The organism is Actinomyces sp. MRS3W, from assembly GCF_032465695.1.
In the GTDB taxonomy this organism is placed as follows: domain Bacteria; phylum Actinomycetota; class Actinomycetes; order Actinomycetales; family Actinomycetaceae; genus Actinomyces.
Map to the genome: position 1 here is coordinate 18896 of NZ_JAWDJJ010000148.1, position 11637 is coordinate 30532.

Consider the following 11637-nt stretch of genomic DNA (forward strand, 5'->3'; position numbering starts at 1 on the left):
GCCTCAGCAACACAACCTGACGCAGTTCACAACCAACTTCCGTAGACCTGACGCGTGTTGTGTGCCAGCAGCTCACCGGCCTCCGCCTCGCCCAAACCGCGCTGTTGCGCAAGAAAACGGACCGTATCCGGCATGAGGTAGGAGCCGTTGGGACGACCGCGCCAGCGCTTGGGCGGTAGGTAGGGGGCGTCCGTCTCCACCAGGAGCAGCTCGTCGGGAAGCGCGCAGAACGCAGCGCGCAGGGCGTCGTTGGCGGGATACGTGATGGGCCCGGCCACGGAGGCGTACCAGCTGTGCTCAGCACAGGCCTGGGCCAGGGCGGCTCCCCCACTGAAGCAGTGGAAAACGGTCCGCTCGGGGGCACCGTCGGCCTCCAGCACCGCAACGCATTCGGCGTGCGCATCGCGGTCATGGATCTGCAGGGGCAGGTCGAGTTCCTTGGCCAGGGCGATGTGTGCCCGGAAGGCCTCACGCTGGACCGCGGCGCCACGCGGGCCGGTGCGGAAGGCGTCCATGCCGGTCTCCCCCACGGCGACGACGACGTCCCGGTTGTCACGTACCAGCGCCTCCAGTCGGCCCATGGCCTCATCCAGGGGCTCGTCGTGGTGGGGCAGGTGCTGCGGTTCCAGGCCGTCGGGGCCGATCTCCCGCACTCCGGCGTGAGCCACGGCCTCGTTGGGGTGAATGGCCAGGGCGACCCGAACGGGGGCGAGCTCGTGCGCCAGCGCAATGCTGGGCTCCCAGGCCGGCGTCTCGCAGGCGGAGGTGATCATGCCGGTCACGCCGACGGCGACGGCCCGGCTGACGAGCTCGGTGGCGTCCAGCGGTGCGTCGGATCCTGGCCCGGCGGCCACTTCCCCGGGCACCGGCAGGTGAGTGTGGTTGTCGACCACGGGCCGGGCCAGGGGCGCGACGGCGTCGGCTGGCGGCCAGGAGCGGTCGCGGTGCTTGCGACTCATGCGCCAGTGACGTCGTCGGGCAGGGAGTCGGCATAGCGAGCCAGCTCCTCCTCAACGATGGCCTCATCGAGCTTGACGAAGACGGGCTTCGGCTTGGCGATCGGGGTGCCGACCACGACGTCGTGGCGCTCCCAGGTGGGCACGGCCGCGTAGTCGCCGGTGATGATCGGGTAGCCGGTGCGCGAGGCGAAGGCGTCGGGCAGCACCTGCGGGTCGAGCTCGTCCACCTCCTCAATGCGGGGCATGGGGGCGATGGTGCCGTCACCGCCGAAGACCCTCTCGACGTCGTTGGCGGCGTGCGGCAGAAACGGTGAGAGCATGAGGTTGAGGTCGGCCACCACCTGGGCGAGGGTGTGCAGCACGGTGGCCAGGCGCCGGTGCGCGGAGCTGCCCTCCTCACCCTTGAGCTTGAAGGGCTCGGTGTCGGCAATGTACTTGTTGGCCTCGCCGACCAGCCGCATGGCCTCGGCGAGGGCCGCCTTCTGGCGGTGGTGGCGGATAAGGTCACCGACCGTGTTGAAGCCGGCGGCGACGGCGTCGAGCAGGGCGCGGTCCACGTCCTGGAGCTCGTCGGGGGCCGGGATGGCGCCGAAGCGCTTGTGGATCATGGCGGCGGTGCGGTTGACCAGGTTGCCCCAGCCGGCCACCAGCTCGCCGTTGGTGCGGCGCACGAATTCCGCCCAGGTGAAGTCGGCGTCGGCGGTCTCCGGGCCGGCGGCGCAGATGAAGTAGCGCAGGGCGTCGGCCTGGTAGCGGGCGAGGAAGTCACGCACGTAGATGACGATGCCGTGGGAGGAGGAGAACTTGCGGCCCTCCATGGTGAGGAATTCGCTGGAGACAACCTCGGTGGGCAGGTTGAGCGTGCCCATGTCGCCGCTCTGGCCGCCGCGCTCCCCCTGACCGTTGTAGCCGAGCAGCTCGGCGGGCCAGATCTGGGAGTGGAAAACGATGTTGTCCTTGCCCATGAAGTAGTAGGACAGGGCGCGGGGGTCGTTCCACCACGCCCGCCAGGCCTCCGGGTCGCCGTTGCGGCGCGCCCACTCGATGGAGGCGGACAGGTATCCGATGACGGCGTCGAACCACACGTACAGGCGCTTGTTGGGCTGGTCCTCCCAGCCGGGGATGGGGATGCCCCAGTCGATGTCGCGGGTCATGGCGCGGGGGCGGATCTCGGCCAGGATGTTCTTGGAGAAGCGGATGACGTTGGGGCGCCAGGATCCCGAGGCCTCGCGTTCATCCAGCCAGGCGCCCAGCGCATCCGCGAGCGCGGGCAGGTCCAGGAACCAGTGGGAGGACTCGACGAACTCCGGGGTCTCCCCGTTAATGCGGGAGTGGGGGTCGATGAGGTCGGTGGGGTCGAGCTGGTTGCCGCAGTTGTCGCACTGGTCGCCGCGCGCGCCCGCGCTGCCGCAAATCGGGCAGGTGCCCTCGATGTAGCGGTCGGGCAGGGTGCGGCCGGTGGAGGGGGAGATCGCCGAGCGAGTGACCTGCTCCACCATGTAGCCGTTGTCGCGCACGGTGCGGAACATGTCCTGCACTACGCGGTAATGGTTGCCGGCGGTGGTGCGGGTGAACAGGTCGTAGGACAGCCCCAGTGCCACCAGGTCCTCGACGATGAGCCGGTTGTTGCGGTCGGCCAGTTCGCGGGGGCTGACCCCCTCCTCGTCCGCCGCCACCAGGATCGGGGTGCCGTGCTCGTCGGTGCCGGAAACCATGAGGACGTCGTGTCCGGCCATGCGCATGTAGCGGGAAAAGACATCGGAGGGGACGCCGAAGCCGGCCACGTGTCCGATGTGGCGGGGACCATTGGCGTAGGGCCAGGCGACGGCGGAAAGAATGCGGCTCATGGGGGGCAGCCTATCCGTTTCGAGCACCCGCCCTCATCTCATCCGCTCAGGCAGCCGCGCAGGTCCGCGTGTGCCTGCCGACTGCGTTGGCGCGGCTGCGACGGCCCCGACCGGCACGTATGGTGGGGGCGACGGCGCAGTGATCGGGTGCCGCCCCAGTAGCGCTTGGCAATCTTGAAGGAATTTCGTGTCTTACCCACCGAGCTCTGGCTCCCCCTACACGGCCGCCCCCTATGCGGCCCCGCATCCGCCTGCTCCCAAGGGACGCAAGGGCCCGGTGATTTTGCTGCTTTCGGGGGTGTTCCTGGCGCTGCTCGGCGTCATCGTCCTGGTCGTCTGCTTTGTCTCGGTGGCCCGCGTCAGCGACGACATGGCACCAATCGCTGCCGATGGCACAACTACCGTGCAGCTCGAATCGACAGCCATCTATGGCCTGTACGGCAACGGGCTGTCAACCTGCACCGCCCAGGGACCTGACGGAAACGCGACCATTGATGGCCCGTCATCGAGCACCACCATCAACGGTCGCCGTCTCTTCGGCGTGCTGACGGTCAAGGTGTCGGGTGACTACGACATCACCTGCTCGACGGCCTCCGTCGACGACGTCTACCTAGGACCACTCATCAAGGCTCAGGACATCGTCCGCAGCGTATTCGGCGTCTTTGTTGGCGCCGGCATGGCGATCGTCGGCGTCCCGTTGCTCATCGCAGGGCTCATCTGGCTTGTCGTCCGCAATTCGAACAACAAGAAGGCGCTGCAGGCGCAGGCTGCCGGATACGCTGGTGGGCGTCCGGGCTACTGAGGGGGCGCAGTGACACGAGAAACTGGCGGGCTCGCCATACGGTCCGCGACCAGAAGCGGAGATAGCAGGTTGCCATGACAATGTGGAATCAGCCCGGCCCGGCCCCCACCCCCGGGGCGCAGTGGCCGACAACACCGGCCGGGCACATGCCCACGCCGGGGCCGCGCCGCGGTTTTGATGCGGACGGTCTGCCCTCCCTCAAGGTGCCGCGCATCGTCCTCATCATGGGTGTGGCCACCTTGCTGGTGGGAATAGTGCTGTTCGTCGCCGCCGTGCGCGTGGCGCCGAGTGTGCGCGACGAGAACGCCGTCGCCCTCGACCAAGACGGCACCGCAGCCGCGCTGGGCCTACTGGAAGACACGGAGTATGGCTTGTACTCCTCCGACGGCGATATTTCCTGCACGGTGACCGATCCGTCGGGCACGAAACTGGACGTGTACGCCCCGGACCGTATTGCCGGCGGTCCTCCCCCGCAGGTGCTGGGCTTCCGCTCGCAAGCCGCCGGCACCTACACGGTCGCCTGCACCGGGGACAGTGCGATCACGATCAACACGGCGTACGTCTCCCCCGAGTGGAATCGCAGCCTACGTCTGGTGTCCGCCTCCATGCCGTTCGGTTTCGTCGGAGCGATCGCAGCCACGGTTGGGACCATCTGGTTCGTTGTGCGCAGGCGTGCGCGCGGGCGCGCCGTCATGGGGCGTTTGCTCGCCTCCCCGCAGGCAGGTTCGACGCCGTACCAGCAGCAACCGAATTCGGCGTTGCAGCCGGGATTCGTCCCGGGCCAGCCAGCCGGATCCGGGTATGGGGCATCGTCGTCGTCCGGGCCGACGGCGACGGGACCCCAGCCGCCCGCGTCGCCCCAGGGCAGCTACGGGACGGCCCCACAGCAGGTGGTTTACCGTCCCCTTCCCCCGCCGGAGAATACGCAAGGCCGCTAGGACGTCGTCGGTCTGGGAGTATCGCCATCGCGCGCCGCCAGAGCCGCGCGATACACCTCATTGGGGCGTGCGCCGACCCGCGCCGCCACCTGAGCCGCAGCCGCCTTGAGCCGCATTCCCCCGGCGGCAAGCTCGAGCGCCTGCTCGGCGGCAGTGGCAAGATCCACCGCCCGTGCCGGGGCGCCGGCAACGACCAGCACCACCTCACCCAGTACCCCGTCAGCGGTGAGCGTCACGAGCTCCTCCAACGACGCGCGCCGGACCTCCTCATGCGTCTTGGTCAGTTCTCGGCACAATGCCGCCGGCCGATCGCCGCCGAAGGCATCCGCCATGGACTGCAGGGTCTGGTGGGTGCGCCTGGGGGACTCCAGGAAAACCATGGTGCGCGGCTCGGCGGCCAGCTCCGCCAGGGCGCGCTGCCGCTCCCCCGCTTTGCGCGGCAGGAATCCCTCAAAGGTGAAGCGGTCGCTGGCCAGGCCGGATAGCACCAGGGCGGTCAGCACCGCCGAGGGTCCGGGGGCAACGGTGACCGGAACCCCCGCAGCGGCGGCTGCCACCACAAGCCGGTAGCCGGGATCGGAGATTCCCGGCATCCCCGCGTCGGACACCACAACGACGGCGCTGCCAGCGCGCGCCGCCTCCAGCAGCTCCGGAGTTCTAGCGGTCTCGTTGTGCTCATGAAAGGCCACCACCCGGCCGCCCACCCGCACTCCCAGGCGGCGGGCCAGGGCGAACAGTCGCCGCGTGTCCTCTGCGGCGACGACGTCGGCCCCTTCCAATGCGGCGCGCAGGCGCGGCGAGGCGTCGGATACGTTCCCGATCGGCGTGGCCGCCAGGGTGATCGTGCCCGGGCGCGGCGCGTCTATTCCCGCAGCGTCCGCACCCGCAGGCGCGGGCAGGAGAGCCTCCTCCGGGGTGTCATCATTCATGTCCTCGCTCATGGCCCCAGTATGACGGCCCGCCTTAGACTCGTTGACGTGACTTCACCCTGTACTCCACCGGATGACGCCGACGAGTCCCACGCCCTTGACGCCGCTTCTTCACCCGCCGTCGACGACTCGCGCAAGGCAGCGGACGCCGAGCCTGCCGCCCCAGCGCCGCGCCGCGAGGACGCATTGCGAACCGCGCTGGGCCTGGACCCGCGCGAATACGTGGCGCCGAAGGCGCTGCGGATCAACGGCTGGATCGCCACGGCGGTAGCTGGGATCATCGCCGCGCTGACACGGCTGGTCGGCCTGGCCCACCCGCATCAGCTCATGTTCGACGAGATCTACTACGTCAAGGAGGGCTATGCACTGTGGCACAACGGTTACGAGTCGGTGTGGGCCGACGGCGCGGATGAGCTCTTCGCTCAGGGAGACTTCTCGGCGCTGACCACCGACCCCAGCTATGTGGTCCATCCACAGCTCGGCAAATGGCTCATTGGGCTGGGGATGCAGATCTTCGGCGCCGAGTCCTCCTTCGGGTGGCGCTTCATGCCGGCCGTGGCTGGCATCCTCACGGTCATGGTGTTGGCGCGCCTTACGCTGCGCCTGACCCGTTCACCCCTGCTGGCGGGCCTGGCCGGCGTGCTCCTGGCCATTGACGGCGTTGCGATCACGGAGTCGCGCATCGGCCTGTTGGACGGATTCATCGGTTTATTCGCAACCCTCACGCTGTACTGCCTGGTTCGCGACCGGGAGTGGAGCCGAGCGCGGCTGGCGGCGGACCTTGCAGGCACACTGCCCGATGCACGCGCGCCCAAAGCTCACCTGCGTCCCTGGTTGCTGGCCACCGGGATCGTCTTGGGTCTGACCTGCTCGGTGAAATGGTCGGGAGCCTATCTGCTGGCGGCCGTCGGGATCCTCGTGGTCGTGTGGGATACCTTGGCACTGCGCCGGGTTCGGGCACGCGCTTGGTTCCTGGAGGGGATCGTCGCCCGGGGCGTCGGCGACTTCATTCGCCTGGTGCCGGTCGCGTTCGTCATCTATGTCGGTATCGGCTGGGGACCTTGGCTCCTGCACAACGCCGCCTACAACCATGGTTGGGCCGCAGCCCAGCGGGCGGAGCACGGGTTCGTCGAGCGTTCCTGGCTACCCGACTCGCTTAATGATCTATTCGAGTATCACCTGTCCATGTACAACTTCCACGTCGGCCTGGACTCCGAACACCCGTATATGTCCAAGCCGATTGGTTGGCTGCTGCAGTTGCGGCCAACGTCGTTTTACTGGCAGGGCGACCAGGACATGGCGGGCGCCGACTGCGGCTCAGACCGCTGTATCCAGGCCATCACCTCGATCGGCAACATCCCCATCTGGTGGGCCGCCGTCGTAGCGCTCATCTTCGTCATCGTCGCACTGGCCATCCGCAACCGCGACTGGCGCGCATGGGTGCCGCTAATCGGCTACGTCGGTTTGTATCTACCCTGGTTCATCTACCGGGACCGCACCATCTTCACCTTCTACACAGTCGCATTCGTGCCCTGCGTGGTGCTGGTGCTGGTGCTGGCGCTCGGCTCCGTGACGGGGCTGTTGCGGCCCGTGCCCGGTTCCGCCGAGGCAAGCCGGGAGGCGAACTGGCTCGACGCGGGGCGGATCGGTCCCGGACGGGCGTGGCCCCGCGGCATGGTGGCCACCTACTTCGGCTTCGGCGTGCGACCCCTGCGCCTGCATCTGCCCGAAGACTGGACCGGCGTGCCGTCGTGGCGTCTGCGTGGTGAGGGGCTGGCCCTCATTGCCGTGATACTTGTAGCCGCCGTTGCGTTCGCCGTGCTGTGGTGGCCGATCTGGACGGGACAAACAGTCCCCTACATCTTCTGGCATTGGCACATGTGGCTGAGCTCCTGGGTGTGACGCACAGCTTATCCGCTGTCCCGCTCAGGGACGACCCCGGCGTCGTGAACACGTGTTACCCGATAAACACGTGTTTGCCCCAAAGACACGAGTTCTGGAGTTTCGCACGGTCTTAGCACCTGCATATCTCCAAAACTCGTGTTCGTGACGGCAACTCGTGTACATGAGGCCGAGTCGTGTGTGCCTAGCGGTGACTCGTGTGCGTCATCGGGCTCGTGCTCCGGGCGATCGTTCGTGTGCGGCTCCAGGCTCGCGTGTGCCGTCGCCAGCTTGGTCATCGCCCGCGCACCCGGATGCGCCGGGCCGCCCCTAGGAGAGCCTCTGCCCGTGCCAGGTCCGACGGCCGGTTAAGCCACCTACTGCACAGCTGGTTGGTTTTGGGGTGTGAAAGAAGGGTCCCTCCCGCTAGGGGTGGGACCCTTGTGTGTTGTGTTTGTGGGGGGTGTGGGTGTCGGCGGTGTCTTACTCTTCCGTCCGCCTGTCGGGGACAGTACCATCAGCGCTGGGGTTCTTAGCTTCCGGGTTCGGGATGGGTCCGGGCGTTTCTTCCCCGCTATGACCACCGACACTCCACACGCCCCCAAGCCTTGGGGGGCTGCCACCACCGGCCTGCCTGTGTGTGGCTTGGCTGGGGCCCCGTGTTGTTGGGGGGTGGTGGTGTGCGCGTGTTGTGTGATTGGCGCGGTTATGTTGTTGTCTGTGGCCTGCGTGCCCCCGCCTTGCTTGTTTGTGTGGGGGGGGTTGGGTGGCGGGGGTTGGTCGTGAGACCGTACAGCGGACGCCTACACCGTTGGCCTGGGGGGTTGCCCGGGCGTGTGATGGTGCGTGTGTGTTTGTTTGTGTTGTTCGCGTTGTTCGTGTTCGCGTTGTTTGTGTGTGTGCTCGTTTACATGGTGCATGTGTGTGTTGTGTTGGCTGTTATTAGTACCAGTCAGCTCACGAGCAGGTTGCCACCACCACGGGTGGTGCCTGCTTCCACGTCTGGCCTATCAACCCAGTAGTCTACTGGGAGCCTTCCCCCCAAAAAGGTGGGGGTGGAGACCTCATCTTGAAGACGGTTTCCCGCTTAGATGCTTTCAGCGGTTACCCGGCCCGAACGTAGCCAACCAGCCGTGCCCCTGGCGGGACAACTGGCGCACCAGAGGTTCGTCCGTCCCGGTCCTCTCGTACTAGGGACAGGCCTTCTCAAGTCTCCTGCGCGCGCAGAGGATAGGGACCGAACTGTCTCACGACGTTCTAAACCCAGCTCGCGTACCGCTTTAATGGGCGAACAGCCCAACCCTTGGGACCTGCTCCAGCCCCAGGATGCGACGAGCCGACATCGAGGTGCCAAACCATGCCGTCGATATGGACTCTTGGGCAGGATCAGCCTGTTATCCCCGGGGTACCTTTTATCCGTTGAGCGACGACCCACCCACACGGGATCGCCGGATCACTAGCTCCCACTTTCGTGCCTGCTCGACCCGTCAGTCTCGCAGTCAGGCCCTCTTGTGCGCTTGCACTCAACACCTGGTTGCCGACCAGGCTGAGAGAACCTTTGAGCGCCTCCGTTACATTTTAGGAGGCAACCGCCCCAGTTAAACTACCCACCAGGCACTGTCCCTGACCCGGATCACGGGCCGAGGTTCAGACGCACGCCACAGTCAGAGTGGTATCCCAACGACGACTCCACCAGCACTAGCGTGCCGGCTTCACAGTCTCCCACCTATCCTGCACAAACCATGGCGGACGTCAATACCAAGCTATAGTAAAGGTCCCGGGGTCTTTCCGTCCTTCTGCGCGTAACGAGCATCTTTACTCGTAATGCAATTTCGCCGAGCTCATGGTCGAGACAGTAGAGGAGTCGTTACGCCATTCGTGCAGGTCGGAACTTACCCGACAAGGAATTTCGCTACCTTAGGATGGTTATAGTTACCACCGCCGTTTACTGGGGCTTAGGCTCACCGCTTCACCACAGCAGGAACGCTGCGGCTGACGGATCCTCTTAACCTTCCAGCACCGGGCAGGCGTCAGTCCGTATACATCGCCTTACGGCTTCGCACGGACCTGTGTTTTTAGTAAACAGTCGCTCCTCCCTGGTCACTGCGACCCTCACCCCTAGCCCGCAACGGGGCTTCAAGGCTCGGGCCCCCCTTCTCCCGAAGTTACGGGGGCATTTTGCCGAGTTCCTTAACCATGATTCACTCGCCCGCCTGGGCATACTCTGCCCGACCACCTGTGTCGGTTATTGGGTACGGGCGGCAAAGCACCTCGCGTCGAGGCTTTTCTAGGCACCCCAGGATCACCCTACTATCCCCCACCACAGGTGGGGTCACCATCACGCCTCACCCTCGTCATCCAAGACAGGCACCCGGATTTACCTGGATGCCAGGCCACGCGCTTGAACGGGACAAGCCATAAGCCCCGCGAGGCTACCACTGTGCGTCACCCCTGTTAATACGCTTGCCTACCAGCACGGAGGATCCCCAGACCACCCCCGCCCAAGGAGAACACCCACGACCCGAAGGCCGCAACGCATCCTCCACAACGGGCGAACAGCGGCGTGGGTTAGCACCCGCACGTCAGCATGGACGGTCCTTCACCGGTACGGGAATATCAACCCGTCATCCATCGACTACGCCTGTCGGCCTCGCCTTAGGACCCGACTCACCCAGGGAGGACGAACCTGCCCCTGGAACCCTTGGTCATACGGCGCCGGGGAATCTCACCCCGGTCTCGCTACTCATGCCTGCATTCTCACTCCCACACCGTCCACCCCCAAGGTCACCCCGAGGCTTCACCCAGTGCAGGACGCTCCCCTACCACCCAGGCCACAACGGCCAAGGTCCGCGGCTTCGGCGGTGCGCTTGAGCCCCGCTACATTGTCGGCGCACGACCACTCGACCAGTGAGCTATTACGCACTCTTTCAAGGATGGCTGCTTCTGAGCCAACCTCCTGGCTGTCACCGCGACCGCACATCCTTTCCCACTTAGCGCACACTTAGGGGCCTTAGCCGGCGATCCGGGCTGTTTCCCTCTCGACCACGAAGCTTATCCCCCGCAGTCTCACTGCCACGCTCAACCAGAACGGCATTCGGAGTTTGACTGGCATCAGCAACCCTGTAAGGCCCCTCAACCAACCAGTGCTCTACCTCCGCCCGGCAACACGCAACGCTGCACCTAAATGCATTTCGGGGAGAACCAGCTATCACGGAGTTTGATTGGCCTTTCACCCCTACCCACAGCTCATCCCCCCCGTTTTCAACCGAGGTGGGTTCGGTCCTCCACACGCTCTTACACGTGCCTCAACCTGGCCATGGGTAGATCACCCCGCTTCGGGTCTGCAACGCGCCACTAAAACGCCCACTTCGGACTCGCTTTCGCTACGACTACCCCACACGGGTTAACCTCGCGACACGCCGCAACTCGCAGGCTCATTCTTCAAAAGGCACGCCACCACCCACCCACCACAAGGGCGGGCAGGCTCTGACGGCTTGCAGGCGCCCGGTTTCAGGTACTCTTTCACTCCCCTCCCGGGGTACTTTTCACCATTCCCTCACGGTACTAATCCGCTATCGGTCACCAGGAAGTATTTAGGCAGCCAGGTGGTCCTGGCAGACTCACGCAAGGCTCCACGAACCCCACGCTACAAAGGGGAAAAACACGCCAAACACCCAGCCAGCAGGTTCAACCTACGGGGCTATCACCCTCTACGGCTCCTCTTCCCAAAGGATCCGGCTACCCACCAACCAAAGCGCGGGCCCACGGCAGCAAACCCAACAGCGCGCCCCACAACCCCGCAGCCGCAACCCCTGCCGAGTATCACACGACCACGGTTTAACCTCATCCGCTTCCGCTCGCCGCTACTCACGGAATATCTTCTCCTACGGGTACTGAGATGTTTCACTTCCCCGCGTAACCCCCCACCCCCTATCAATTCAAGGGCAGGTGACACGACATAACCCGTGCCGGGTCCCCCCATTCGGAAACCCTCGGATCACAGCCCGCAAGCCGGCTCCCCGAGGCATATCGCAGGCCGCCACGTCCTTCATCGGCTCCTGGTACCAAGGCATCCACCGAACGCCCAAAAAAAACAACACACAACCAAAAACAACCAAACAAACAAGCAAACCACAAACAAGACAAAACAAACAACCACAAGCAACAACAAAACAAACAAAACAAAAGCCAAACCAACCAACCCCACCAAACAGCAGAGCCAGCCAGTCCAGCCAATGCTCGCGTCCGCTATACAGTTCACAACCAACCCACCCACAACCC

The 11637-nt window shown here is 65.3% G+C and carries 6 protein-coding genes and 2 rRNA genes; 3 read left to right on the forward strand and 5 right to left on the reverse strand.

Translation table 11 applies throughout. The annotated features are described in order from the left end of the window. Positions 1-26: 26 nt before the first annotated feature. Both RWX45_RS05385 and metG read right to left on the reverse strand, forming a co-directional pair. Positions 27-959, reverse strand: a complete 933-nt coding sequence (locus RWX45_RS05385) for a TatD family hydrolase (RefSeq protein WP_316022739.1) — start codon at positions 957-959, stop codon at positions 27-29. Then, positions 956-2806 carry a methionine--tRNA ligase gene (gene metG, locus RWX45_RS05390; protein ID WP_316022740.1) on the reverse strand — a complete coding sequence of 617 codons (1851 nt, stop codon included), beginning with the start codon at positions 2804-2806 and terminating at the stop codon, positions 956-958. The genes RWX45_RS05385 and metG overlap by 4 nt, the downstream gene beginning before the upstream one ends. A gap of 187 nt (positions 2807-2993) precedes the next feature. Here metG and RWX45_RS05395 point away from each other — a divergent pair, with 187 nt between their 5' ends. Together RWX45_RS05395 and RWX45_RS05400 are read left to right on the forward strand one after the other, a co-directional pair. Continuing rightward, complete coding sequence (locus RWX45_RS05395; protein ID WP_316022741.1) at positions 2994-3608, forward strand: hypothetical protein; 615 nt, start codon at positions 2994-2996, stop codon at positions 3606-3608. Between the two features lie 74 nt (positions 3609-3682). After that, positions 3683-4546, forward strand: coding sequence for a hypothetical protein (locus RWX45_RS05400; RefSeq protein ID WP_316022742.1), 864 nt, complete (start codon positions 3683-3685; stop codon positions 4544-4546). On the opposite strand, the gene rsmI is transcribed toward RWX45_RS05400, so the two are convergent. Then, positions 4543-5475, reverse strand: a complete 933-nt coding sequence (gene rsmI / locus RWX45_RS05405) for a 16S rRNA (cytidine(1402)-2'-O)-methyltransferase (RefSeq protein WP_316022745.1) — start codon at positions 5473-5475, stop codon at positions 4543-4545. The two genes, RWX45_RS05400 and rsmI, sit on opposite strands and share 4 nt — an antisense overlap. Positions 5476-5523: 48 nt before the next feature. On the opposite strand from rsmI, the gene RWX45_RS05410 reads away from it, so the two are divergent. Further along, positions 5524-7377: a dolichyl-phosphate-mannose--protein mannosyltransferase gene (locus RWX45_RS05410; RefSeq protein ID WP_410050681.1), complete on the forward strand. Its 1854-nt coding sequence runs from the start codon at positions 5524-5526 to the stop codon at positions 7375-7377. 449 nt (positions 7378-7826) lie between these two features. Here the strand turns inward: RWX45_RS05410 and rrf are convergent. Together rrf and RWX45_RS05420 are read right to left on the reverse strand one after the other, a co-directional pair. After that, positions 7827-7944: ribosomal RNA gene (rrf, locus tag RWX45_RS05415) — 5S ribosomal RNA — on the reverse strand. A 333-nt stretch (positions 7945-8277) separates the two neighbouring features. Continuing rightward, positions 8278-11457, reverse strand: a 23S ribosomal RNA gene (locus RWX45_RS05420). Positions 11458-11637: the final 180 nt, after the last annotated feature.

Excerpts from the sequence above, each read along its gene's own strand:
- metG (WP_316022740.1), bottom strand. The coding sequence starts at position 2,806 with ATGAGCCGCATTCTTTCCGCCGTCGCCTGGCCCTACGCCAATGGTCCC.
- RWX45_RS05385 (WP_316022739.1), bottom strand. The coding sequence starts at position 959 with ATGAGTCGCAAGCACCGCGACCGCTCCTGGCCGCCAGCCGACGCCGTC.
- rsmI (WP_316022745.1), bottom strand. The coding sequence starts at position 5,475 with ATGAATGATGACACCCCGGAGGAGGCTCTCCTGCCCGCGCCTGCGGGT.
- RWX45_RS05400 (WP_316022742.1), top strand. The coding sequence starts at position 3,683 with ATGACAATGTGGAATCAGCCCGGCCCGGCCCCCACCCCCGGGGCGCAG.